Annotated in this window: 8 protein-coding genes; 4 read left to right on the plus strand and 4 right to left on the minus strand. The window is 75.7% G+C overall.

Annotated elements, in window-relative coordinates:
- The first annotated feature begins 37 nt into the window (after positions 1 to 37).
- Positions 38 to 247, plus strand: coding sequence for a hypothetical protein (locus TR48_RS17310; protein WP_152628013.1), 210 nt, complete (start codon positions 38 to 40; stop codon positions 245 to 247).
- 45 nt (positions 248 to 292) lie between these two features.
- Here TR48_RS17310 and TR48_RS17315 read toward each other — a convergent pair whose 3' ends face one another.
- The 4 genes from TR48_RS17315 to TR48_RS17330 form a co-directional block, all read right to left on the minus strand.
- The gene (locus TR48_RS17315; RefSeq protein WP_084729508.1) at positions 293 to 1,822 is read right to left on the minus strand and encodes an FAD/NAD(P)-binding protein; all 1,530 of its coding nucleotides are present in this window, start codon (positions 1,820 to 1,822) and stop codon (positions 293 to 295) included.
- Between the two features lie 101 nt (positions 1,823 to 1,923).
- Positions 1,924 to 2,499, minus strand: a complete 576-nt coding sequence (locus TR48_RS17320) for a cysteine dioxygenase family protein (RefSeq protein ID WP_042368089.1) — start codon at positions 2,497 to 2,499, stop codon at positions 1,924 to 1,926.
- A 78-nt stretch (positions 2,500 to 2,577) separates the two neighbouring features.
- Positions 2,578 to 3,483 carry a LysR family transcriptional regulator gene (locus TR48_RS17325; protein ID WP_042368165.1) on the minus strand — a complete coding sequence of 302 codons (906 nt, stop codon included), beginning with the start codon at positions 3,481 to 3,483 and terminating at the stop codon, positions 2,578 to 2,580.
- A 49-nt stretch (positions 3,484 to 3,532) separates the two neighbouring features.
- Positions 3,533 to 4,567 carry a magnesium transporter CorA family protein gene (locus TR48_RS17330; RefSeq protein ID WP_152628014.1) on the minus strand — a complete coding sequence of 345 codons (1,035 nt, stop codon included), beginning with the start codon at positions 4,565 to 4,567 and terminating at the stop codon, positions 3,533 to 3,535.
- A gap of 703 nt (positions 4,568 to 5,270) precedes the next feature.
- On the opposite strand from TR48_RS17330, the gene TR48_RS17335 reads away from it, so the two are divergent.
- The 3 genes from TR48_RS17335 to TR48_RS17345 all read left to right on the plus strand — a co-directional run bounded on the left by TR48_RS17335 (position 5,271) and on the right by TR48_RS17345 (position 26,822).
- Positions 5,271 to 6,365, plus strand: a complete 1,095-nt coding sequence (locus TR48_RS17335; protein WP_236652190.1) for a cytochrome P450 — start codon at positions 5,271 to 5,273, stop codon at positions 6,363 to 6,365.
- A gap of 141 nt (positions 6,366 to 6,506) precedes the next feature.
- Positions 6,507 to 7,859, plus strand: coding sequence for a serine hydrolase domain-containing protein (locus tag TR48_RS17340; RefSeq protein ID WP_042368091.1), 1,353 nt, complete (start codon positions 6,507 to 6,509; stop codon positions 7,857 to 7,859).
- 132 nt (positions 7,860 to 7,991) lie between these two features.
- Positions 7,992 to 26,822 (plus strand): non-ribosomal peptide synthetase, encoded by an 18,831-nt coding sequence (locus tag TR48_RS17345; RefSeq protein WP_042368093.1) that lies wholly within the window; start codon positions 7,992 to 7,994, stop codon positions 26,820 to 26,822.
- Positions 26,823 to 26,835 lie beyond the last annotated feature (13 nt).

Here is a 26,835-nt window from a genome sequence, read left to right on the forward strand (position 1 = left end):
CGACGGGCGGCCGAATCCGCGATGTACACCGCACACGATGGAGATGGTCGAAGCGCGCCGGGAGCGGCTCGCCGGGCGGTCGGCCGCAGGAGTGCGCCCCCCGCACGGACCGCAGGCCGTGCCGGACGCCTTCCGGCGCGGCTGGACGGCGGTGATCGCGGCCGTGCTGCTCGCCGCGGCGGCGTCCCTGGCTCTCGCCGCCGCCCGCCGTTGCGGAGCGGCGACCGACACCCAGCAGCGGGACTAGCGGCTCCCCCGCCGGGTTCGCCGGCCGCCAGGGCGGCTGCCTCGGTCAGTGGCCCATCCGGCCCGGCGCGGCGGGGTCGAGCTGACGCCGTGCGAAGTCGGCCCTTTCCCGGGCGAGGAGGGCGCGTGCGAGGGCCTCGGCCTGTTGGCGGATCTCGGGGATCGCCGTGGATTCGAGAAGGTCGCCGCGTCGCAGGCTGCCCAGGGTCCACAGCGGGGCCGGGGTCGTGCCCGGGGCGGGGAGGAGCCGGCCGGTCGGGTCGGTCCGGAAGCCGCCGGGGGGCGCTGCGGCCTGGGCGAGGCCGGAGCCGAGCAGGGCGGAGACGAGCGGGTCGTCGACGCGGGTGAGGTCGGTACGGGAGCCGGTGCAGTTCACCACCGCGCCCACGGTGAGGGCGCGGCCGTCGTCGAGGACGACGCGGATGCCGTCGGGGGTGACCGTGGCCGAGGCGACCGTGCCCCGGCCGACGGCGACCCGGCCGGCGTCGATCGCGCCCTGGAGGGCTGCCGCGCTGCTCGGCGGGATCCGGTGGCGGTGGGTCTCCCAGTGGCGGAGGTCCTCGCGTAGGAAGCGGGCCCGCTCGTCGGGGGTGATTCGCTGCCACAGCGCGGTGGTGAGCGGGCGGAGGCTGTCGAAGCCCGGCCGCCAGTCGCCGTGCGTCCGGCGGCACCGCGACAGGTGGCGGAGCACCGCCCGGCGCAGGTCGCCGAGGCCGGTGCACCCCTCCAGTTCGGGGGCGTCCGCCGGGGCGGCGGGGGTGTCGCCGTGGCGCTGGGGGAGCAGCCCGTGGCGTGAGACCGCGTGGACGACGCGGCCGGGCCGCTGGAGGGTGTGGGCGATGTCGACCATGGTCAGTCCGGTGCCGACGAGCAGCACGTCGCCGCTGTCGCCGACGGCGGCGTCCAGCCCCGCGACCCACGGGTCGGGGAAGAAGCCGGCCGCGTCGCGCAGCGCGGGGGGCGCCCAGCTGTCGTCGGGTGCGAAGTTGCCCAGCGCGAGGACGGCGGCGTGGACCTGGAGGACCTGTCCGGTGGCGAAGCCGAGCTCTACGAGCGCAGACCCGTCGCCGTCAGGAGCGTCCGAGGCGTGGCCGACCGAGACGACCCGCTCGTGCAGGCGGAGCAGCTCCGGCGCGCCGCGCAGCCGGGCCGCGTCCTCCAGACTCTCGGCGAGGTAGCGCCCGTAGACGCGGCGCGGGACGAAGCCGGCGCTGTGCCCGTGCGCGGCGAGCCACCGCACGAAGTGGTCGGGCTCGTCGACGTGGGCGCTCATGTTGGTGGCCGGGACGTTGAGCAGATGGTGCGGCTCGGTGGTGGAGAAGGCCAGGCCGCCTCCGGTGGGAGCCGGGTCGACGAGCCAGACGCGGCAGGCGGGCTCACGCTGCCCCGCATGCTCGGCGGCGTTGCGGAGCAGTCGCATCGCCGTCAGGGTGCCCGCCGCCCCCGCGCCGACGACGGCGATGTCGCGCACGGTCCCGGAGCGAGCGGCAGAGGCGGGACCGGCGGACGGGGTGGGGTGCGCGGTGCGTGCGGTCGAAAAGCGTCGGGCGTCTGCGACGGTGAGGGTCTCGGCCATGCCGTTCGTCTTTCTTCTGGTGCGGGGGCGCGGGTGCCCGGGGCGCGGGGGCGCGGGGTGCGCGGGGCGCGGGAAGTCGGAGGCGGGGTGGTGGTCCGCCGTCAGGACTCTTCGTGCGGCGCCCGGTAGGTCCTGCGGACGCTCGAACCCAGCCGGGATATGTCCGCGCCGTAGATGTGCAGGGAGATCGCCTTGGTGGCGCCGGTGTTGCGCACGCGGTGGATGTCGCCGGGCGGCGCGATCGCCGAGAGCGCGCCGGGCGGGTTCACCAGGACGGCGTCGCGGACCAGCTCCGCGGTCTCGCCCGCGCCGGTGAGCCGGTAGCGGTGCTCGGTCTCCTGGCCCTCGTGGACCCCGGCGACGCACCAGCAGACGTGGTCGTGGATCGGGGTCTGCTGGCCGGGCAGCCAGACCAGGGCCACCACGGAGAAGCTCCCGTCGGGCTCCCCGTGCAGCAGGTGCTGCCGGTAGGCGCGCGGATCGCCTTCCCGCTGGGCGTCGGTCAGCAGACCGGGCCTGCCGAGCGAGGGTCTGAGCACCTCGGCGACCTGGTCCGCCGTCAGCTGCGGCGACAGGTCGCGGCGGAGTACCTCACGGATCCCGGCGGCGAGATCGCGGATCCAGGGCGTCGTGGTGACGCCGGGCGCTTGCGCTTCGTGTGCGGTGGATGAGGGCACGGGCTCCACTGTGCGCACCGCGTCGCATCGCGTCCAACAAGCGTTGCTTGGGTACGGTCAAGCGCTGCTTATGCGGAGTCAGGTGCCCGGGTGGGCGCGGGCGACGTCGCGGAGCACGTCCAGGACCAGGGCGATCGAGGGCAGGTGGGTGTGCTCGCGCAACGCGTAGGCGGCGATCTTCCGGTGGGTGAGCGGTTCCACGGGGCGTGCGGTGACCTTGTCGTGGCGCAGGAAGCCGAGCACCAGGGCGGGCATCAGGGCGACTCCGGCGCCCACCGAGACCAGGTTCTGCACCGCCAGGTTGTCGTCGGTGGCGAAGACGACGTCCGGCGCGAAGCCCTGCTCCGCGCAGGCGTACAGCAGGTTCGCCTGACATCGCGGACAGCCCGCGATCCAGCGTTCGGAGGCGAGGTCGGCGAGGCGGACCGCGCTGTGCCGGGCGGCCGGGTGGCCCACCGGCAGCAGCGCCGTCACCGGGTCCTCCATCAGCGGGTACTCGACCAGCTCGGCGGCGTCCCCGACCTGGAAGCCGGGATAGCTGAAGGCCAGGGCGATGTCGCAGTCCCCGCGCGGGACGCGGCGCAGCGAGCCGGGCGGTTCGTCCTCCTGTAACTCGATCCGGATCCCGGGGTGTTCCGCCAGCAGCCGGGCGATCACCGCGGGCACCAGCGTCGCGTTGGCGCTGGGGAACGCGCAGATCCGCACGCGTCCCAGGTGCAGCCGCGCCAGCGCGCCCAACTGCTGCTCCGCCGCCGACAGCTGGCCCAGGATCAAGCCGGTGTGCCGGGCCAGGGCCTCGCCCGCCTCCGTCAGTCTCAGCCTGCGTCCCGCACGGACGAACAGCGGCATGCCGACGCTGCGCTCCAGTGCGCGCATCTGCTGCGTGATGGCGGGCTGGGTGCAGCCCAGGGCACGTGCGGCGGCGGAGAAGGTGCCGGCGCTCACCACTTCGTGAAATGTGGCGAGATGGCGTGAGTCAAGCACCATCGGATCATAAGCGGAAGTTGGGGGCCGGAAGCCGGCGAAGGACGGCTCAGATCCAGTCCCTGCGTTTGAAGACGGCGTAGAGCAGGACCGAGACGATCACGATGGCCGCGGTGGAGGTCCAGAACCCGGCGACGCTGCCGAAGCCCGGGTACGGCACGTTCTGGCCGTAGAAGCCGGTGATCGCGGTGGGCACGGCGATCACCGCGGCCCAGCTCGTGACCTTCTTCATGATCAGGTTCATGCGGTTGCCCTGGACCGTGAGGTTGGTCTCCATGATCGAGTTCACCAGGTCGCGCAGGGACTCGGTCCACTCCGAGGCGCGCAGCACGTGGTCCTGGACGTCCCGGTAGTAGGGAAGCATCGGCTCGCCCACCACGCGCAGGTCGGGCCGGAGCAGGCCGCTGACCACCTCGCGCATCGGCAGCACCACCCGGCGCAGCCGGGTGAGCTCCTTGCGCAGCGCGTAGGAGGAGCGCTGGACCGTCTCGATCTGCGCCCGGCCGTCGTCGAAGAGCAGGTCCTCCAGCTCCTCGATCCGGTCGTCGAGGTCCTGGACCGCCCTGAAGTGGCCGTCGACGACGTGGTCGAGCAGGCCGTGCAGCAGGAACGCGACTCCCTCGCCCGCGAGGTCGGCGTTCTCGTCCCAGCGCCTCAGAACCGCCGTGATGTCGAACCGGTCGTCGGTCCTGACCGTGATCAGCGCGTTCCGGGTGACGAAGACGGACATCTCCACCGTCTCCAGCGGTCCGGAACCGCCTTCCGGCGAGACGGCGTAGACGCTCAGGAACACATGGCCCGCGTAGCGGTCGAGCTTGGGCCGCTGGTGCTCGTGCCGCGCGTCCTCCACGGCCAGCGGGTGCAGACCGAGGTCCTCCTCGAGCATCGCGAAGTCCCGCGCCGTCGGCCCGCACAGGTCGAGCCAGACCGTGGCGTCCGGGTCGCGCAGAAGCGCGGGGAGTTCCCGGGAGGGGAAGCCCTCCTGTGCCAGGCGACCGTCACGGTACAGGCGGGTGTGAGCCGTGGGGGCGGTGGCGGCCTCCTCGCGGGCCGTCGACTCCGGTTCGGAGGATGTACGCAGCATGTCCGCGCTTCTGCCCCGAAGGCGCGCCGGCACACGGGCATCGGCGCGATCCGGGCCCGGCGCCCCCACTGCCCGGGCTCCGGCGTGCGCCCGGCGCGCACCGGAGCGGAAAAGGCGCAGGGCGAGCACCCACCAAGCCCCGCACGGTGGTTGTTCACCAAGTGATTCGACTGCGGTGCGTTTGCCGCTGAGGCGCCGGGGCAGACGTGGTGCGGGGACGATCCGTCGGGATCGTCGCGTGGTCGCGAGAGCGGGTCCGAAGTGCGCTCCGACCTCGTGGGGTTGCGAACAAGTGACTCGCCGTGAAGACTGTGCGACGGTCGATCTGGGTCGATTCCGGGACGAAAGGGTCATGGGAGTGTCGTATTCTTGTCAGGTACGTGTCACTCCTTGTGAGTCCACGGCGGCGGCCGGACCGACGACACCGTACGGGCCGGCGCCCCGCCCGGCGCGGTGACCGACGCGCCACGAGCGCTGTGCGGCACAGGACGCCGCCCGAGCTACCCGGGAACCCCCGCATGCGCGGCACCGTCGCGCCTGCGCAGCGAGCCACAAGCGAGCGAGAAGCGAGCCACAGGAGGGGAACGTGGTGGGAAGAGAACTGACGTCGACGCCCTCGTTACTGGAGACCTTGCCCGACCGGTGGCGGTCGTTACACGGGGCCGGGCCCGCCCAGTGGGACGAGGCGCAGGGGGCGTGGCGTGTGGCCGCCCACCGGGACGTCGCCGCCGTCCTCGCGGATCCGGCCACGTACTCCTCCGACCTCTCGCCGATCGACGCGCCCAGCCAGCCGGACTTCGACGCGCTGCGGCAGGGCAACTTCGTCGGCATGGACCCGCCGCGGCACCGAACGTTCCGGGCGCTGGTGAGCCAGGCCTTCACCCCGCGGGTGGTCTTCGGACTGGAACCCCGCATCGAGGCCGTCTGCGCCCGACTGCTCGACGCGGTCGCGGACCGCGACGCGTTCGACCTGGTCGACGCCCTCGCGTACCCGCTGCCCATCATCGTGATCGCCGAGCTGCTCGGCGTGCCCGCCGAGGACTACCGGCTCTTCCAGGAGTGGGCGGCCGTCCTGTTCGGCGGCGACCAGCTCGGCGAGGCGCCCGACATGGACGACCTCGGACGGGCCCTTGAGGCCATCGCCCCGACGGTGCGCGCGATGAACGGCTACGTGCTGGACCACATCCGAAGCCGCCGCGCGCACCCCGGTGACGATCTGACCAGCCGGCTGATCGCGGCCGAACTGGACGGCGTCCGGCTCACGGACCAGGAGATGGTGGGCTTCGTGGCCCTGCTGCTGGTCGCCGGGCACATCACCACCACCGCGCTGCTGGGGAACGCCGTGGTGGCCTTCGACCGGCACCTCGGCACGCTCGCGGAACTGCGCGCCGAGCCCGGCCTGCTGCCCGTCGCGGTCGAGGAGGTGCTGCGCTGGCTGCCGCCCTTTCCGGAGCTGGGCCGGCGAACCACCCGGCCGGTCGTGCTCGGCGGCCGCGAACTCCCGGAGAACGCCCTGCTGATGGCCCATCTGGGCGCGGCCAACCGCGACCCCGCGCGCTTCGCCGAGCCGGACGTCTTCGACATCCGCCGCAGCCCCAACCCGCACCTGACCTTCGGGCACGGCATCCACTTCTGCTTCGGCGCGCCGCTGGCCCGGCTGGAGGCGCGCATCGCGCTCGGCATGCTGCTCGACCGCTACCGCGATCTCGTCGTCCCCTCCCACGACGACGTCACGTACCAGAACCCGGCCGTCATCGTCGGCGTCCGCCACCTGCCGGTCGCCGTCACCCGTTCCTGAGTGCCGCACCGTCCTCCGGCGTCCACGCCCCCTGCTCTCCGCGCTGTCCCAGCCGGACGCCGGCGGGCGGCGGACGGCGCACCGGGCGGACCACGCCGACGTGCCAGGCACCTCAGCCCTCACCACGGGAGACCCCTTCTCATGCCGTACACCACCAGCGGGCCGGTCGTCGCCCGCCGTCCCATCGCGCTGCCCGACGACCTCCAGGACCGGCTCGACCTCCTCGCCCGCCGCCACCACGTCCCCGGCGCCCAGCTGGTCGTGGACACCGGCACGCGCCTCGTCAGTCGGCACACCGGGACGGCGGACGTCGCCACGGGCACGGCCCTCACCGCGGACACCGCCGTCCCGCTCGGCTCGCTCACCAAGCCCTACACGGCCGCCACCGTGATGCTCCTGGCCGACGACGGCGACCTGGACCTGACCGACCCCGTCGCCGCTCTCGTCCCCGAGCTGCGCGCGTTGCCGCAGGTGACGGTCGGACAGGTGCTCAGCCACACCGGAGGCCTGCCGAGCGGACCGGACTCGGACACCGTCGCCGAGGCGAGCACCGCCGGCTACCTGGCGCGGTTCTGCACCGCGGAGGACCTGCTGTTCACGCCCGGGACGGGCTTCTCCTACTCCAACGCCGGCTACGTCGTGCTGGGCCGGGTGGTGGAGTCGGTCACCGGCATGTCCTGGCACGAGGCCGTCCAGGCGCTGCTGCTCGAACCGCTGGGCACCGTCCCGGCCTTCCTCGACGACGTCCGCCCCGAGCGGCCGACCGCCGGGGGCCACGCGCTCAACACCGCGTCCGGCAGGCCGCGTCCGGCCCGGCAGAACCTGGCCCCCGTCGAGGCGCCCGCCGGGGCCCTGGCGGCGAGCGCCCTGGACCTCGCCGCCCTCGGCCGGGCCCTGATCGGGCGCTCCGCCGTGCTGCCGCCCGGCGTCGCCGAACGGATGCGCCGGCCACAGCCCGGGAGCGAGGCCGGTGCCCTGGCCGACGCCTGGGGCCTCGGGGCCGCCCTCTACCGGCAGGGCGACAGCTGGTGGTGCGGGCACGACGGCAACGCCCAGGGCACCTCCTGCCACCTGCGGGCCGAGCCCGACAGCGGTGTGGTGGTCGCCTTCACCGGCAACGCCGGCGGGGCCACCGCGCTGTGGCGCGACCTCGCCGACGACCTGGCCCTGCTCACCGGAGCGCCCGTGCCGACCGCGGTGACGCCCCCGGCCCGCGGACTGCCCGTCGCCGCCGTGCCCGACTGCGACGGCACCTATCTCAACGGGACGACCGAGTACCGGGTCCGGGTCGACGCGGACGGCACGCCCACCCTGTCCGTGGACGGCGACCTACCCCTCGGCCTGGCGTGCTATCAGGACCTCTGTTTCGACCTGGTCGACCCGGCCACCGGCCGGCGCGAGCCCGGCGGGCGCTTCCACCGCGACCCGGCCACCGGCGTCGTGGACCGGGTGCAGATCTCCGGGCGCACGGCTCGACGCGCCGACGCCGCCTGAGCCCGCGCCGCCCGGCCGCGACCCGCTGCACGAAGGACACCCACCGCGCCCCGGTGGGCCCCTGGGCTGCCCCCAGGACCTCGCCTGCCCGCGCACCCGTACCGTCCCCGCCTGCATCGAAGGACTTCACCCATGACGGACCTGCACGACAAGCCCACCTCGGCACGTGCCCGGACCGGGAACGCCGCCACCGCGAATCCCGCAGGCGCCGCCGTCGGCCGCGTGCCCTTCGCGTCCCTGGGGGAGCTGTTCGCCGGGTGGGTGGCCCGCACCCCGGAGGCGCCCGCGCTGACGGACGGACGGCGCACCTGGAGCTACGCGCAGCTGGGCGCCCGCGCCGCCCGCCTGGCCGACCACCTCGTGCGCCACGGCGCGGGCCCGGAACGGACGGTGGCGCTGGTCCTGCCCCGCTCCATGGAGCTGGTCGCGGCGGAGCTGGCCGTCTCGTGGGCCGGCGCGGCCTTCCTGCCGGTCGATCCCGCCTACCCCGCGCAGCGCCGGGCGCTGATGCTGCAGGACGCCGCGCCCGCCGTGGTTCTCGACGCCCCGGACCGGCTGGCGGGCCTGCTGGGGAACGGCGAGGCGGCTACGTCGACCGGGCGACCCGCGGCGGTCGGTCCCGACCACGCGGCCTACGTCATCTACACCTCCGGGTCCACCGGCACGCCCAAGGGCGTGACCGTCACCCACCGCGGGATCGCCGGATTCCGCGCGGCCGCCTGCGACACCTACGCCGTCCGGCCGGGCGACCGGGTGCTGCAGTTCTCCTCGCCGAGTTTCGACGCCTCCGTCCTGGAGCTGTGCGTCTCGGTGCTCTCCGGCGCGACCCTGGTCGTGCCGCCGGACGGCCCCTGGCTGGGCGAGGAGCTGGCCGCCGTCTTGGACGAGCACCGCATCACCCATGCCCTGATCCCCCCGGCCGCCCTCGCCACCGTGCCCGACCGGGTGGACGGCCTGCTCGCGCCGCACCTGCGCACGCTCATCGTGGGGGCCGAGGCCTGCCCGCCGGGGCTGGTGGACCGCTGGGCCGCCGGACGCCGGATGATCAACTCGTACGGGCCGACCGAGGCCACCGTCGTCGCCACCTGGACCGGGCCGCTCGCCCCCGGCGGCGGGGCGCCCTCGATCGGCGCGCCCCTGCCGGGGGCGAGCGCCCACGTGCTCGACGCGGCCCTGCGGCCCGTACCGGACGGCGAGACGGGCGAACTGTACGTGGGCGGCGACGGCCTGGCCCGCGGCTACCTCGGCCGTCCGGGGCTGACCGCCACGCGGTTCGTCGCCGACCCCTACGGCCCGCCCGGCGCCCGCCTGTACCGCACCGGCGACCGGGCGCGCCGCAGGGCCGACGGGGAGCTGGAGTTCCTCGGACGCGTCGACCGGCAGCTGAAGCTGCGCGGCTTCCGCATCGAACCGGGGGAGGTCGAGGCCGCTCTGCTGGAGCGGCCCGGTGTCCGCGAGGCCGTCGTGGTGGTCCGCGAGGACGCGCCGGGACACCGGCGGCTCGTCGGCTACGTCACCGCCGCCGACCCGCGGCACGCACCGGAGCCGGCCGAGCTGCGCGCCGCGCTCGCCGCCGCCCTGCCGGCGCACATGGTGCCGCTCGTCGTCGTCCTTCCCCGGCTGCCGCTCACCCCGCAGCACAAGATCGACCACCGTGCCCTGCCCGCACCCGCCGACGCGCCGTCAGCAGGCCACGTACCGCCACGCACCGCCGCGGAACGCGCGCTGGCGGGAGTCTGGGCCGAGGTGCTGGGCGTCGACGCGGTCGGCGTGCACGACGACTTCTTCGACCTCGGGGGCGACTCGATCCTCGCCGCCCGCGCGGTGGCCCGGATCCGCGAGGCGTCCGGCGTCCGGCTGACCCTGCGCGACGTGTTCACCGCCCGGACCGTCGCGGCCCTGGCGCCCGTGCTCGCCGACCCGGCCCTCGCCGCGCCCCAGGACGCGATTCCGCCCGCGCCGCGCGACCGGCCGCTGGAACTGTCCAGCGCCCAACGGAGGCTGTGGTTCCTCGACGACCTGAACGCGGGCGGAACGGAGTACAACACCGGCGTGGCCCTGCGGCTGCGTGGCCGACTGGACCGGGACGCGCTCGACCGGGCCCTGCGCCGGCTGGCGGCGCGCCACGACTCGCTGCGCACCACCTTCGCCACCGTGGACGGGCAGGGCGTGCAGAGGGTGAGCCCCGACGTCGTCCTGCCGCTGCGCACGGCCGACCTCCGGGCACTGCCCGCCGAGGGGCGGTCCGAGGCCGCCGAAGCCCTGCTGACCGAGGAGCTCGGTCGCCGCTACGACCTGGCCGCCGGGCCGCTGACCCGCGCCCTGCTGGTCCGGCTCGACGAGGACGAGCACCTGCTGCTGCTGGCCCAGCACCACATCGTCACCGACGGCTGGTCGGTGGGCGTGCTGACCCGCGAACTCGCGGCGCTGTACCGGTCGGAGGCCACCGGCGAGGACGACGGCCTGCCCGCGCCCGGCGTCCAGTACCCGGACTTCGCCGTCTGGGAGCGGCGGCAACGCGCCGCAGCCGGTGACACCGACGATCTTGCTTACTGGAAGCGCCAGTTGGCGGGAGCGCCGCAGCTCGACCTGCCCACGGACCGGCCCCGGCCGCCCGTGCGCACCAGCGCCGGGGCGGCCCACCGGCGCCAGCTGCCCACCGACCTGGTGACGCGGCTGGGAGCGTCGGCCGCGAGCCGCGGCATGACGGTGTTCACCCTGTTCGCCGGGGCGGCCGCGGTCCTGTTCTCCCGGTACTCCGGGCAGCGGGACGTGGCGTTCGGCACCGTCACCAACGGCCGCGGCCGCCGCGACCTGGAGAACGTGACCGGATTCTTCGCCAACACCGTCGTGCTGCGCACCGAGGTCGACGACGCCGCCACGCTCGACCGGTTCCTCGACGGCATGCGGGCGACCCTGCTCGACGCCTTCGCCCACGACCAGGTGCCCTTCGACCGGGTGGTCGAGGAGCTGGCCCCGCCGCGCGACCCCAGCCGGACCCCGCTGGTCCAGGCCGTAGTGGTACAGCAGACCGCGCCCGCACACCCGCCGCAGGCCGGCGGGCTGCGCATCGAGGACCACCCGCTGCCCCGCCCGGCCGCCCGCTTCGACCTGGTCCTGGAGTTCGCCCCGCAGACCGGGGGAAGCTGGGAGCTGACGGTCGAGTACAACACCGACCTGTTCGACGCCGCCACGGCGGCACGGATGGCCCGTCACCTGCACCACCTGCTGGAGGGACTCGCGGACGGCGCCGCCCACGACCGGGTCGCGGAGCTGCCGCTGCTGACCTCCCAGGAGCGGCGCACGCTGCTGGAGACCTGGAACCCGCCCGCCCGTGCCGCCGGGCGCGACACCTCGGGCGAGACGCTGCCGGCGCTCTTCGAGGCCCAGGCGGCCCGCACACCCGACCGGACCGCCGTGGTCTGCGCCGACACCCGCCTCACCTACGCCGAGGTGAACCGCGGCGCCAACCGGCTCGCCCGGTTGCTTTCCGCGCACGGCGCGGGTCCCGAACGGCTGGTGGCGCTCTGCCTGCCCCGCTCCGCCGCACTGCTGCCGGTGCTGTGGGCGGTGCTGAAGTCGGGCGCGGCCTATCTCCCCGTCGACCCGGGGTATCCGGTGGACCGCGTCCGGTTCATGCTGGACGACGCCGCGCCGACGCTGGTCGTCGCGACACGCGAGACCGCGGGCGCGCTGCCCGAGGGCTGCGACGCACTGCTGCTGGAGGACCTGCTCGACGGCCCGCACGCCGAAGGCGCCGACGCGGACCTGGCCGATCCCGACGCGGACCGGACGGGCGCGGACCTGACGGGCGCGGACCTGACGGACGCGGACCGTCTGCGGCCGCTGGACCCCGACCACCCCGCCTACGTCATCTACACCTCGGGGTCGACCGGCCGACCCAAGGGCGTCGTGGTGACCCACCGCAGCGTGGCGGCGCTCGCCGCCTGGGCGGCCCACCGGTTCGGTCCGGAGCGGCTCGCCCACGTGGTCGGCTCCACCTCGCTCAACTTCGACGTCTCCGTCTTCGAGCTGCTCTGCCCGCTGCTGGCGGGCGGCTCCGTCGAGGTCGTCGCCGACCTGCCCGCACTCGCCGACGCGCCGACCCCGCGCCACGCGGGGCTGCTCAGCGGCGTCCCGTCGGTGGTCTCCCGGCTGGTCACCGACGGCGCCGCCGTCGAGGCGGACACCGTCGTGCTGGCCGGCGAGGCGCTGCCCGCGCGGACGGTGCACGAGCTGCGCGCCACCATGCCCGGCGCTGAGGTCGCCAACGTCTACGGCCCGACCGAGGCCACCGTCTACGCCACCGCCTGGTTCGCCGACGGTCCGCTGCCCGAGCAGGCCCCGCCCATCGGGCGGCCCGTGGCCCGCACCCGCGCCTACGTGCTGGACCGGCTGCTGCGCCCCCAGCCTCCGGGCGTCGCGGGGGAGTTGTACCTCGGCGGCGGCGGCCTGGCGCGCGGTTACCTGCGCCGGCCCGGCCTGACCGCCGCCCGGTTCACCGCGGACCCGTTCGGTGCGCCCGGCGACCGGATGTACCGCACCGGGGACCTGGTCCGGATGACCGCCGACGGGCAGCTGGAGTACCTCGGCCGTATGGACCAGCAGGTCAAGGTGCGCGGCTTCCGCATCGAGCTCGGCGAGGTGGAGGAGGCGCTGCGCGGCTGCCCGGACGTCGCCCAGGCCGCGGCGAGCGCACGCGAGGACGACGGGCACCGCCGCCTCGTCGGCTACGTCGTGCCGGTGCCCGGGGCCCGGCCGGACCCGGAGGCCGTGCGACGGGCGCTGGCCCGCACCCTGCCCGACTACATGGTGCCCTCGGTCGTGGTGGTGCTCGACGCCCTGCCGCTGAACCCGAACGGCAAGCTCGACCGCACCCGCCTCCCGCATCCCGGACCGGCGGCCCGGGCGGCACGCCATGTCGCTCCCCGCACGCCCACCGAGCGCGCCCTGGCCGGGATCTGGGCCGAGGTGCTGCGGGTGGAGCGCGTCGGGACACAGGACAACTTCTTCGCCCTGGGCGGCGACTCCATCCTGAGCATCCAGGTGGTCGCGAAGGCCCGCCAGGCGGGCCTGACGGTGACCTCGCGGGACGTTTACCGGCACCAGACGGTCGCCGCCCTGGCCCGGTGCGCGGACGAGGCGGGCGGCGGGGCCGCGCCCGCCGTCGCCGCCGTCCCGGCCACCGGACCGGCGCCGCTGACGCCGATCCAGCGCTGGCTGTTCGACACCGTGGGCCAACGGGCGGGCTGGTTCGCCCAGACCCTCTCGGTGGAGCTCGGCGACGGGGTCGACCCGTCCGCGCTGGAGGACGCGCTGAGCGACCTGGTGGCCCACCACGACGCGCTGCGCTCGCACTTCACCGTCGCCGAGGACGGGCAGGCGTGCTGGCAGGTGGACGGGCGGGCGCCGCGCCCGCGCCTGGAGCGGCACAGCGGCCCGGACGGCGACACGCCCCACGCGGGGCCCTTCGACCTGGGCCACGACCCCCTGCTGCGCGCCGTCCTGCACGACCGGGGGCCGGACCGTGCGCCGGTGCTGCACCTGGCGGTGCACCACCTGGTGGTCGACGGCGTCTCCTGGCGGGTGCTGCTCGAAGACCTCGACCGCGCCTACCGCGCGAGAGCGCAGGGACGCGAGGGCGCGGCGGCGCTCCCCGCGAAGACCTCGGCCCTGCGGCACTGGGCCCGGCGCCTGGCCGACCACGCAGCCGAGGGCGGCTTCGACGACGAACGCGGCTACTGGTCCCGGGCGCTCGCCGGCGCCGAGGCGTCGCTCCCGGTGGACCTCACCGGCGGCGACTCCTACGGCTCCGCCCGCACGGTGACCGTGCGGCTCAGCCCCCGCCACACCGCCTCGCTGCTGCGCACTCTGCCGGAAACCCACCGCACACAGGCCAACGACGTGCTGCTGAGCGCCCTGGGACGGGTGCTGTGCGCGTGGACCGGGCACGACCGCGTCCTGGTGGACGTCGAGGGCCACGGCCGCGAGGAGCTGTTCGCGGACGTCGACACGAGCCGCACCGTCGGCTGGTTCACCACCCGTCATCCGGTCGCCCTCGCCGGGCGGCCCGACGCCGGGTGGGGGGAGCTGCTGGGGCAGGTCAAGGAGCAGCTGCGCGCGGTGCCCCGGCACGGCCTCGGCTACGACGCGCTGCGCCGGCTGGCCCCGGGCGCGCCCCTGCCCGACGTGCCGCCCGCCCGGGTGAGCTTCAACTACCTCGGGCGGATCGCGCCGCCGGACGGCTCGGGCGGCCTCTACCGCGACCTCGCCCGTCCGCTGGATCTGGACGTCGACCCGCGGCTGCCGCGGCCCCACGCCTTGGAGGTCATCGGCCGACTGGACGAGGACGCGCTGGAGTTCACCTGGTGCTACTCGGCGCAGGCGCACCGGGAGTCGACCGTCGCCGCCCTCGCCGACCGGTTCGCCGAGGCCCTGGCCGACCTCGCCCGCTACGCGGAACGCCCCGGCGCGGCCGGGCGCACCCCCTCGGACTTCCCGCTCGCCGCGCTCGACCAGGCGGCGGTCGACCGGATCACCGGGGACGACCCCGGCGCGGTCGAGGACGTCCACCCGCTCACGCCGACCCAGGCGGGCATGCTCTTCCACGGCCTGTCCCAGGAGCAGGGCAGCGTCTACCTCCAGCAGCTGGCCTTCGTGCTGCACGGCGTGCCCGAGCCGGAGGTGCTGGCCCAGGCCTGGCAGCGGGTCACCGACGCCACACCGGTGCTGCGGTCCCGCGTGGTCTGGCAGGACCTGCCGGAGCCGCTGCTGGTGGTGGAGCGTCACGTCCCCGTGCCGGTCACCCTGCTGGACTGGCGGGAGCTCGCGGAGGAGGAGCGGCACGCCCGGCTGCGGGAGCTGCTTCTCCGGGACCGCGAGCGCGGCCTCGACCTGGGCGCCGCCCCGCCCCAGCGGCTGGTGCTCGTCCGCCTGCCCGACGGCGGCGTGCGAGTGGTGTGGACCTTCCACCACCTCGTGCTGGACGGCTGGAGCCTGTTCCAGGTGCTCTCCGACGTCTTCGCCTGCCACGCCGCCCTGGCGGGCCCGGGCCCGGACAGGGGCGACGGTGAGCCCGCCGAGGCGGTCCCGCCGGCCCGGCGGCCGTTCCGCGACTACGTCGCCTGGCTGCGCGACCGCGACCGGGAGCAGGCCGAACGCCACTGGCAGGCAAGGCTCCAGGGCCTGACCGAGCCCACCTCGCTGCCCTACGACCGCGAGCCGCTCGAGTCCCATCGAGCGGAGTCGACCGCCGCGGTGCGGGTCAGCGTCCCCGCCGCGACCACCCGCGCCCTGGAGGAGCGGGCCAAGGCCGCGGGCCTGACCCTGAACACCCTGGTCCAGGGGGCCTGGGCGGTGCTGCTGGCCCGTCAGTCGGGCCGCGACGAGGTGGTCTTCGGCACCACCGTGTCCGGACGGCCGCCGGAGCTCGCCGGAGCCGAGTCCATGACCGGCCTGTTCATCACCACGCTGCCCACCCGCGTCACGGTGCCGGCCACCGGGACGCTCCTGGAGTGGCTGGGCCGGCTGCAGCAGGACCAGAGCGAGGACCGGCGCTTCGACCACCTCCCGCTGCATCGGATGGCCGCGCTCACCGACCTGCCGGAACGCGTCGCCCTCTTCGACAGCATCGTGGTCTTCGAGAACTACCCGGTCGACGACGCGCTCGCCGCCGCGCACGGGCTGCGCCTGAGCGAGCTGGACGGCGTCGAGACCACCAACTACCCGCTCAGCCTGGTCGCGTGCCCGGGCCCGGAGCTCGCGTTGCGGCTCGGCTACGACCCGGAGCTGTTCGACGCCGCCACCGCCCTGCGGACGGCCGAGCAACTGACCGTGCTGCTCACCGCGATGACCGACGACGCCGAGCTGCCGCCCGCCCGGCTCCCGCTGCTGACGGCCGAGCGCCGCACCGAGATCGTCGAGGGCTGGAACGACACCGCCGCCGACGTGCCCGAGGCGACCGTGGCGGACCTCTTCGCCGCCCAGGTGCGCCGCGCCCCCGACGCGATCGCCGTCGCGGCCGGGGACGAGGAGATCTCCTACCGGGACCTGGACGCCCGCGCCGAGGCGCTGGCCGCCCGGCTGGCCGCCCGCGGCGTGACGGTGGAGCAGCCGGTCGCGGTGCTGATGGACCGCTCGGTGGAGCTGGTCGTCGTCCAGCTCGCGCTCGCCCGCCTCGGCGGCGTCTTCGTGCCCTTGGACGGCCGGGCCCCGGGCGACCGGCTGCGCCGGATCCTCGCCGAGGCGCGGGCCGCGCTGCTGCTCACCGACGCGGCGTGGGAGGGGAGGGCACACGCGCTGCTCCCGGACGGGGACGTGCTGCGGGCGGACGCGAGGGGGCCGCTGCCGCCGGCCGCGAAAGCGGTCGTCCACCCCGACAACGTCCAGTACCTGATGTTCACCTCCGGCTCCACCGGCACGCCCAAGGGCGTCGCGGTGCGCCAGCGGGACGTCGTAGCGCTCGCGTTGGACCGCGCCTTCGCCGGGCACGAGCGCGTGCTCGTGCACTCCCCGCACGCCTTCGACGCCGCCACCTACGAGCTGTGGGTGCCGCTGCTGCGCGGCGGCACCGCCGTGCTGGCCCCGCCGTCGGACCTCGACGCCGAGGCCGTGCGCCGCGCCGTCGCCGAGCAGGGCGTCCGCTGCCTGTGGCTGACCGCGGGCCTGTTCCGGCTGCTCGCCCAGGAGGACCCGGGCTGCCTTCGCGGCGCCCGCGAGGTGTGGACCGGCGGCGAGGCCGTGCCCGGCGCGGTGGTGCGCCGGGTTCTGGACGCCTGCCCGGGGCTGACCGTCGTCAACGGCTACGGACCCACCGAGACCACCACCTTCGCGACCCGGCGCGTCTTCCGCTCCGGCGACCCGCTGCCTGCGACGCTGCCCATAGGCCGTCCGCTCGACAACACCCGCGTCTACGTGCTCGACGACGCGTTGCAGCCCCAACCCGTGGGCGTGACCGGGGAGCTGTACGTCGCCGGGGCCGGCCTGGCGCGCGGGTACGCGGGGCGTCCCGGGGCGACGGCCGCGCGCTACGTCGCCGACCCGTTCGGCCCCGTCGGCGGCCGGATGTACCGCACCGGCGACCTGGTGCGCTGGAGCGCCGAGGGCGAACTGCACTTCGTGGGACGCGCCGACGACCAGATCAAGATCCGCGGGTTCCGCGTCGAGCCCGCCGAGATCGAGTCCCGGCTCACCGCGCACCCCGCCGTCGCCGAGGCGGTGGTGTCGGTGGCCGAGCACGGCGGCCGCAAGCACCTGGTCGCGCACCTCGTGGCCGCCCCGGAGGCAGACGTTCCGGCCGCGGCCGAGCTGCGCGCGCATCTCGGGGCGGACCTGCCCGACTACATGCTGCCCGCCGCCTTCGTCACCGTCGCCGAGCTGCCGCTGACCGCGAACGGCAAGGTCGACCGGCGTCGGCTGCCCGCCGCGGACTGGTCGACCGCCGGGGACACCGCCTACCGGGAGCCGCGCACGGAGGCCGAGCGGATCCTCGCCGGGATCTGGGCGGAGCTGCTGGAGGTCGAACAGGTCGGCGCCGACGACGACTTCTTCATGCTGGGCGGCGACTCCATCCTCAGCATCCAGGTCGTCTCCCGGGCCCGCAGCGCGGGCCTCGCGCTCACCCCCCGCGACGTGTTCCGGCACCCCACCGTCGCCGCCCTGGCCGCCGCGACCGGCACCGCCGCGCAGGTCGCCGGCACCGAGCCGGTCACCGGGCCGGTCCCGCTCACCCCCGTCCAGCACTGGTTCCTGGACGACACGCCGCAGCGTCCCGAGGTCTTCGACCAGTGCGTCGTCGTGGAGAGCGCCGAGGCCCCCGACCCGGAGGCTCTGGGCCGCGCGCTGGCCGCGCTGTGGGCCCACCACGACGCCCTGCGCGGCCGCTTCGTGCGCGAGGAGGACGGCTCCTGGCAGCAGGACTGCGCCGCCCCCGACACCCCGCCGGGCGAACTGCTGACGGTCTGCGACCTCAGCGGGCTGGACCCGGCCGCCGCCGAGGAGGCGGAGACGCGCGCGACCCGGGAGGCGCACGAGAGCTTCCGGCTCGACACCGGCCCGCTGCTGACGGCGCGGCTGTTCACCCGCGAGGGCCGCCCGGCCAGGCTGCTGCTGGTCGGGCACCACCTGGTGGTCGACGGCGTCTCCTGGCGGATCCTGCTGGAGGACCTGGAGACCGCCTACCGCCAGGCGCGCGACGGCGAGCCGGTCCGGCTGCCGCAGCGCACCACCTCCGTGCGCGCGTGGGTCCGGCGGCTGCACGCCCACACCGCCGCCGGCGGTTTCGCACCGCAGCGCGCGTACTGGGAGGCGGTGGCGGAGCACTGCGCGGCCCCGCTGCCGGTGGACGGCGACGGCGGCAACACCGCGGGCGACGTCCGCGCGGTGACGGTCCGTCTGGACCGGCAGCGCACCGAGGACCTGCTGCGCACCGTCCCCGGGGTCTACCGGACCCGGATCGACGACGTCCTGCTGACCGCCCTCGGCAAGGTGCTCGCCGACTGGACCGGCCGCGGCACCGTCGCCGTCGACCTCGAAGGGCACGGGCGCGAGGACCAGCTGTTCGAGGACGTCGACCTGTCCCGCACGGTCGGCTGGTTCACCAGCGTCTACCCGGTCGCCCTCGACGTGCCAGGCGGCGACTGGGCCACGGCGCTGAAGTCCGTCAAGGAGCAGCTGCGGGCCGTCCCGGACCGCGGCGTCGGCCACGGCGCCCTGCGCCACCTGGCGGGCGACGAGCGGCTCGCCGACGCGCCGAGCCCCGCCGTCAGCTTCAACTACCTGGGCCGCTTCGCCTGGTCCGCCGACGGCGGCGCGCTGGTGTCGGCCGTCCCGGGCGGTCTCGGCGGCGAGGAGGCGGCCCAGTCCGAGCGGCCGCACCTGCTCGACGTGGTCGCCCGCGTCGAGGACGACCGGCTCGAGGTCGTCTGGCACTACAGCGCCGGACGGCACCGGGAGGAGACGGTGACCGCCCTCGCCGAGGGCATGCTGCGGGCGCTGGAGGAGATCGTCGCCCACTGCCTGCGTCCCGAGGCGGGCGGCCGGACCCCGTCCGACTTCCCGCTGGCCCGGCTCGACCAGGCCGCCGTGGACCGGGTGGTGGGCGACGGCCGCGCGGTCGCCGACCTCTACCCGCTGACGCCGATGCAGGCGGGCATGCTCTTCCACGGCCTGATGGACCCGGGCGGCCGCAGCTACGTCAACCAGGTGCAGCTGGTGCTGTGCGGCGTCACCGACCCGCAGGCCCTGGCCGAGGCGTGGCAGCGCACCGCGGACGCCAACGCGATCCTGCGCACCCGACTGGTGTGGCAGGAGACCCCCGAGCCGCTCCAGCTCGTGCGGCGCCGGGCCACCGTGCCTGTCACCCACCACGACTGGACCTCCCTGACCGACGAGCGCTGCGAGCGCGAGCTCGCGGCCCTGCTCGCCGCGGATCGCGAGGCCGGCGTCGACCTCACCGTCGCGCCGCTGATGCGGCTGACGCTGATCCGCCTGTCGCCCGAGCGGGTGCGGCTGGTGTGGACGTTCCACCACGTCCTGCTCGACGGATGGAGCGCCGCCCAGGTCTTCGACGAGGTGTGCGAGCGGTACGCGGCCCTGACCGCCGGGCGCGCGCCCGAGGTGGTGGACCGCGCCCCGTTCGCCGACTACCTGCGGTGGCTGGCCGCGCAGGACGGCGGGAGCGCGGAGGGCTACTGGCGCGAGGTGCTGGCCGGGTTCTCCGTCCCGACGCCGCTGCCGTACGACCGGCGCAACGCCGAGGCGCACCGCAGCTCGTCCTCCGGCTCGGTCCGGGTGGCGCTCGACGCGGGTGTGTCGGCGCGGCTGCGGGAGACCGCGCAGCGGTCCGGCCTGACCGTCAACACCGTGCTCCAGGGCGCCTGGGCGCTGCTGCTGTCCCGCTACGGCGGCGGCGAGGACGTGGTGTTCGGCACGACCGTGTCCGGACGCCCCGCCGAGCTGCCCGGCGTGACCTCGATGGTCGGGCTGTTCATCAACACCCTGCCCACCCGGGTGCGCGTCGACGGCCGGCGCGAGCTGCGGGCGTGGCTGCGCGACCTCCAGGCCGCCCAGTCCGAGGCGCGCCGCCACGAGTTCGTCTCGCTCGCCCAGCTCAGGAACTGGAGCGAGGTCCCCGGCGGCGCCGGCCTGTTCGACTCGATCGTGGTGTTCGAGAACTACCCCTTCGACGCGGGCTCACTGGCCCGGCACGGGCTCGCGATGGAGCAGGAACGCGACCTGGAGCCGACCAACTACCCGCTCAGCGTGGTCGTCGCGCCCGGCGACACCCTCACGGTGAACCTCGACTACGATCCGGCGCTCTTCGACGCCGCGACGGTCGAGGGCATGGGGGCGGCCCTGCGGACGCTGCTGACCGCGATCTCCGCCGACCGGGACCGCCGCCTGGCCGACCTGCCGCTGCTGGACCCGGCGGCGGCCCCGGCCTTGCTCGACCGGTTCGGCGGCGCGGTCGTGCGCGCCCCGCAGCGGACCCTGCCCGAGCTGTTCGGCGCACAGGCGGCCCGCACCCCCGACGCCCCGGCCCTGCTGGCCGACGGCGAGCGCCTGACGTACCGGCAGCTGGACGAGCGGGCCAACCGCCTGGCCCGGTTGCTGGTCGCCGCCGGGGCCGGCCCCGAGCGGTTCGTCGCCCTCGCGCTGCCGCGCACCGCCGACCTGGTGGTCGCCATGCTGGCGGTGCTCAAGAGCGGCGCGGCCTACCTGCCGGTGGACCCGGGCTACCCGGCCGAACGCGTCGCGTTCCTCTTCGACGACGTCCGGCCGCACGCCGTAGTGACCTCCTCGGCCACCTCCGCCCGGCTGCCCGACGGTCCGTTCGCACGGATCGAGCTGGACGAACCGGCGTGCGCCGCGCGCCTGGCCGCCGCCCCGGCCGACCCCCTGACGCCGGACGAGCCGCTGCTGCCCGGCCACCCCGCGTACGTCATCCACACCTCCGGCTCGACCGGACGCCCCAAGGGCGTCGTGGTCGCGCACGAGTCCGTGGCCGCGCTGGCCGACTGGGCCGCCGTCGAGTTCGGAGACCGGGGATTCGACCACGTGGTGGCGGCCACCTCGCTCAACTTCGACGTGTCGGTGTTCGAGATCCTCTGCCCGCTGCTCGCGGGCGGCTGCGTCGAGCTCGTCCGCGACCTGCTGGCGCTCGCCGAACGGCCGGGGCCGTGGCGGGCGGGGCTGCTGAGCGCGGTGCCCTCCGCGCTCGGCCGGCTGCTCGCCGAGGACACCGTCCACTGCACGGCCGAGACCGTCGTGCTGGCCGGCGAGGCGCTGCCCGCCCACACGGTCCGTCAGGTCCGGCAGGCCGTGCCCGGCTGCCAGGTTCTGAACATCTACGGCCCGACCGAGGCCACCGTCTACGCCACCGCCTTCACCTGCGACGCGGCCGACCCCGACCGTCTCCCGCCGATCGGCCGCCCGCTGGGCGGGGCCCGCGCCTACGTGCTGGACGAGCGGATGCGCCCGGTCCCCGCCGGGGTGCCGGGGGAGCTCCACCTCGCCGGGACCGGCGTCGCCCGCGGCTACCTGGGCCGTCCCGGCCTCACCGCCGCCCGCTTCCTCGCCGACCCGTTCGGCACGCCGGGCGACCGCATGTACCGCACCGGCGACCTGGTGCGCTGGACCGCCGGGGGCGACCTCGTCTACCTCGGCCGCAGCGACGACCAGGTCAAGGTGCGCGGCTTCCGCATCGAGCTCGGCGAGGTCGAGGCCGCCCTCGCCCGCCACCCCGAGGTGTCGGCCGCCGCCGCCCGCGTGGTCGAACACGACGGGCACCGCAGGCTGGTGGCCTACGCGGTGTTCCGCGGGCCGGCCTCGGACCGCGCGGCGCACGGTGCCGACGCGCGGTGCTCCGGCGCGCCGGGCTCCGCCGCGCGGGGGTCCGCCGCGCGGGACTGGGGCGCTGCGGCCTCTCTGCCCGGCTCGGCCCTGCCGGACCGCGAGGTCCCGGACTCGGCCGCGTTGCGCTCCTTCCTCGCCCGCACGCTGCCCGACCACCTCGTCCCCGCGCTGGTGGTGCCGCTGGAGCGGCTCCCGCTCGGCGCGACGGGGAAGCTCGACCGGCGCGCCCTGCCCGACCCGGAGTGGGCCGCGCCCACGGCCGCCACAGCTGACGACGACGAGCGGCTGCCGCGCACCGACACCGAGCGGGCGCTCGCCGGCATCTGGTCGGAGGTGCTCGGCGTGCCCGGCGTCGGCGTGCACGACAACTACTTCACCCTCGGCGGGGACTCGATCCTCGGCATCCGGATCGTCGCCGCCGCGCGGCGGGCCGGTCTCGCGCTGACCCCCCGGCACCTGTTCCAGCACCAGACCGTCGCCGAACTGGCCTCGGCGGCCGACGCGCTGCCGGCGGCGGTCATCGTGGCCGAACAGGGCGCGGTCGTGGGGGAGGCGCCGCTCACGCCGATCCAGCACTGGCTGTTCGACACCCTCTCGGGCGATCCGGCGGCGTTTACCCAGACCGTCTCCCACCACGTGGCGACGGACACCGACCCGACACTCCTGCGCGCTGCCCTGGCCGCCGTGGTCGACCAGCACGACGCGCTGCGCCTGCGGTTCGAGACCGACGGCGACGGGCGGTGGCGTCAGCACGGCGCCGCCCCGGACGGCGTTCCGGGCGGCGCCGTCCCACTCGCCGTCCACGACCTGCCCTACGGGCCGGAGGCGGACGTCCACCGCGCGATCGCGGCCCTGGCCGAGGAGCTGAGCCGGGGCTTCGACCTGGCGGCAGGTCCGCTGGTGCGGGCAGCGTTGTGCCGACCGGCCGGAGGCCGTCGCCCGGTGCTGGTGCTGGCCGCTCACCACCTGGTGGTGGACGCGGTCTCCTGGCAGGTGGTCCTGGAGGACCTCGACGCCGCCTACCGGGCGCTGCGCGCAGGCGAAGCGGTGGAGCTCGGGCCGAAGACCACCGCCTTCGGCGCCTGGGCCGCGCGGCTGGCCGCCCACACCGAGGCCGGCGGCTTCGACGCCGAACTCGCCCACTGGCGCAGCCTCCCCGACGACACCGCCCTGCCGACCGACCACCGCGGGGCGAACACCGCCGCGCAGGAGGAGAGCCTGACGGTCGCGCTGGACGCCGAGCACACCCGCTGCCTGCTCCAGGACGTGCCGGAGGTCTACCGCACGCGCGTCAACGACGTGCTGCTGTGCGCCCTCGGTCGGGTGCTGACCCGCTGGACCGGCCGCGACCAGGTCACCGTCGCGCTGGAGGGCCACGGCCGCGAGCACCTCTTCGAGGACCTCGACCTGTCCCGCACCGTCGGCTGGTTCACCACGATGTTCCCGGTCGCGCTGCGCCTTCCGGCCGACGGGGGCACCGGGGAGGCGCTGAAGGCCGTCAAGGAGGGCCTGCGCGCCGTTCCGCACGGCGGCATCGGCTACGGCGCGCTGCGCCACCTGCACCCGACCCTCGGGGCGCGGCTGCCCGAGCTGCCGCAACTCGCCTTCAACTACCTGGGACAGCAGGACGGGAACGAGAACGGCGATCCCGGCGGCCTGCTGCACGGCCCCTACGGCGGGCTCACGGGCGGCATGGACCGGGCCGGGGAACGGCCGCACCTGATCGACGTGGTGGGCCGCGTCCGCGACAAGCGCCTCGAGTTCACCTGGGCGTACTCGCGCGAGCTGCACCGCCCGGAGACCATCGCCCGGCTCGCCGAGGCGACGGCCGACGAACTGCGCGCGATCGTGCGGCACTGCGCCGAGCCCGACGCGGGCGGTCGCACCCCCTCGGACTTCCCGCTCGCCCGGCTCGACCAGCAGGTTCTGGACCGGCTGGTGGGCACCGGGCGCGAGGTCGTCGACGTCTACCCGCTCACCCCCACCCAGACCGGCATGGTCGTGCACGCCCTGGACGAGCCCGGCCAGGGCCTCTATGTCGAACAGATCACCTTCGTCATGGACGGCGTGCCGGACGTGCGACGCCTGGCGGCCGCCTGGCAGCAGGTGGTCGACCGCACGCCGGTGCTGCGCACCGCCGTCGTGCTGCAAGGGGTGCCCGAGCCGCTGCAGGTGGTCCACCGCGCCGTCGAGCTGCCGGTCTCCGAGCACGACTGGAGCGCTCTGACGCCTTCGCGGCGCGAGGAGGAGCTGGAGCGGCTGCTCGCCGACGACCGGGCCCGCGGTCTCGCGCTGGACCGGGCGCCGCTGCTGCGCATCGCCCTGGTCCGGCTCGGTCCGGACGAGGCACGGGTGGTGTGGACCTTCCACCACGTGCTGCTGGACGGGTGGAGCGTCTTCCACGTGCTGTCGGACGTCCTGGCCTGCCACGCGGCGCTCGCCCGGGGCGAGCGGCCGAAGCTGCCGGACCGGCGTCCGTTCGCGGACTACGCGGCCTGGCTCGCCCAGCGCGACACCCGACAGGCGGAGCAGCACTGGGCGCGGACCCTCGCCGGGTTCACCGCGCCCACCGCGCTGCCCTTCGACCGCAGGCCCGCCCAGGGAGCGGCGGCCCGCTCGGGCACCTGGCTCTCGCAGCGGCTCGGGGCGGAGCGGACCGCCGCCCTCACGGAGTTCGCCCGACGTCACCGCCTGACCCTCAACACCGTGGTGCAGGGCGCGTGGGCGCTGCTGCTGTCGCGCTGGAGCGGCGAGCGGGAGGTGTGCTTCGGCGCCACCGTCTCCGGGCGGCCCGCCGACCTGCCCGGCGCGGACACCGTCACCGGCCTGTTCATCACCACCCTGCCCGCCCGGGTCACCGTCGACGGCGAGGCCGCCTGCGGCGCCTGGCTGCGCGCTCTCCAGGCGGCCGGCGCCGAGGACCGCAGGTTCGACCACGTCCCGCTGACCTCACTGCGCACGTTCACCGAACTCCCCGCCGGGAGCACGATGTTCGACAGCCTGCTGGTCTTCGAGAACTATCCCGTCGGCGACGCGACGGCGGACGCCAACGGCGTCCGGGTCCGCGACCTCGACGCCCGGGAGGCCACCAACTACCCGCTCACCGCGGTGATCTCACCCGGCGAGCGGCTCGGCGTCGAACTGGGCTACGACGCCAGGTACTTCGAGGAGAGCACCGCTCGCGGGCTGGCCGCCCAGCTGCTGCAGACCCTGGACGCCCTGGCCGCCGCGCCGGACACCGCCCGGCTGGACGAGATCGAGGTGCTCCCCGCCGAGGAACGGGCACGGCTGCTCCACGGGCCCGCCCGTCCGGCCACCGCGCCGGTCGCCCCGGCCACCCTGCCCGCGCTGGTCGAGGCCGCCGCGGACCGGTGGCCGACCGCGCCCGCGCTGCTCGGCCGGGGACGCGTGCTGTCCTTCGCCGAGGTCGAACGGCACGCCAACCGTCTGGCGCACCGGCTGATCGCCCGAGGCGCGGGCCCGGGCGAGCTGGTGGCCCTCGTCCTACCGCGCGGCACGGACATGGTCCTCGCAACACTCGCGGTCACCAAGGCGGGTGCGGCCTTCCTGCCGGTGGACCCCGGCTACCCGGCCGAGCGCGTCGCCCTCATGCTGGGGGACGCGGCGCCGGCCGTGACCCTGCACGCGGCGGAGGTCGCCGACCTGCTCGCCGCGGCGACCGACGGCCTGCCCGAGCACCGGCCGACCGACGCCGACCGGGTCCGCCCGCTCGACCTCGACGACCCGGCCTACGTCATCTACACCTCGGGCTCCACCGGAACTCCCAAGGGCGTGGTCGTCACCCACCGGGGCCTCGCGCCCTTCGCCGCCGCCGAGGCCGCGCACTACCAGGTGGACGCCGGGGACCGGGTGCTGGCCTTCGCCACGCCCAGTTTCGACGCCTCGGTGCTGGAGCTGTGCCTGGCCCTGCCGCACGGCGCCGCGCTGGTGGTGCCGGAGCCCGGCCCGCTGCTGGGCGCCGAGCTGGCCGGGACGCTGCGCCGCGAGCGCATCACGCACACCCTGCTGCCGCCCGCCGCGCTCGCGACCCTGCCCGCGGACGTCCCCGGCACCCTGCCGCACCTGAAGACCCTGGTGGTCGGCGCGGACGCCTGCGGCGCTGACCTGGTCGCGCGCTGGGCCCCGCACCACCGGATGGTCAACTCCTACGGGCCGACCGAGGCCACCGTGGTGGCCGCCTGGTCCGAACCGCTGGAGCCCGACGGGTCGGCCCCGCCGATCGGCCGCAGGCTGCCCGCCACCGGCGCCTACGTCCTGGACGCTCGGCTGCGGCCGGTCCCCCACGGCGTGGCGGGTGAACTCTGGCTCGCCGGCCCCGCGCTGGCGCGCGGCTACCTGCACCGCCCGGGCCTGACGGCCGCCCGCTTCACCGCCGACCCGTACGGGCCGCCCGGAACGCGTATGTACCGCACCGGCGACCTGGTCCGGCGCGACGCGCGCGGCGAACTGCACTACCTGGGCCGCACCGACCACCAGCTCAAGCTGCACGGCCACCGGATCGAGGCGGGCGAGGTCGAGGCCGTCCTGTCGCGCCACCCGTCGGTGCTGGACGCGGTTGTGACGGTCCGGGAGGACGAGCCGGGGCTGCCGCGCCTGGTGGCCCACCTGCTCGCCCGGCCGGACGCCGCGCCGCCCGAGCCCCCCGAGCTGCGGGCGCTGGCCGCCGCCGCGCTGCCCGTGGCCCAGGTGCCGTCGGCGTTCGTGGTGCTGGACGCCTTCCCGATCACCGAGAACGGCAAGACCGACCGGGCCGCCCTGCCGGCTCCCGCCCCGGCCGGAGCGGAGACCGTGAGCCGCGTCGCCCCGCGCACGCCCACAGAGGAGGCGCTGGCCGCCGTGTGGGAGGAGGTCCTGCGCATGCCCCTCGGCGTGACGGACGACTTCTTCCTGCTCGGCGGGGACTCCCTGCGCGCCCTGGCAATCGCCTCGCGGGCCAACGACGCCTTCGGGGTCCGGCTCACTCCGCGTGACGTGCTGGTCCACCGCACGGTGGCCGCGCTGGCGGAGCTGGTGGTGGAGCAGGTGCTCAGCGAATTCGAGGACGCCGCGGTGAGCGGCGTCGGCGACGACCACGACGACGAACGGTGAGGGACCGACGACC

It is taken from the genome of Streptacidiphilus neutrinimicus, from assembly GCF_000787815.1.
Taxonomy (GTDB): Bacteria; Actinomycetota; Actinomycetes; order Streptomycetales; family Streptomycetaceae; genus Streptacidiphilus; species Streptacidiphilus neutrinimicus.

What these genes read in the sequence shown, in the direction of transcription:
- TR48_RS17310 (WP_152628013.1), top strand. Translation starts at nt 38, where the DNA reads ATGGAGATGGTCGAAGCGCGCCGGGAGCGGCTCGCCGGGCGGTCGGCC.
- TR48_RS17315 (WP_084729508.1), bottom strand. Translation starts at nt 1,822, where the DNA reads ATGGCCGAGACCCTCACCGTCGCAGACGCCCGACGCTTTTCGACCGCA.
- TR48_RS17330 (WP_152628014.1), bottom strand. Translation starts at nt 4,567, where the DNA reads ATGCTGCGTACATCCTCCGAACCGGAGTCGACGGCCCGCGAGGAGGCC.
- TR48_RS17340 (WP_042368091.1), top strand. Translation starts at nt 6,507, where the DNA reads ATGCCGTACACCACCAGCGGGCCGGTCGTCGCCCGCCGTCCCATCGCG.
- TR48_RS17345 (WP_042368093.1), top strand. Translation starts at nt 7,992, where the DNA reads ATGACGGACCTGCACGACAAGCCCACCTCGGCACGTGCCCGGACCGGG.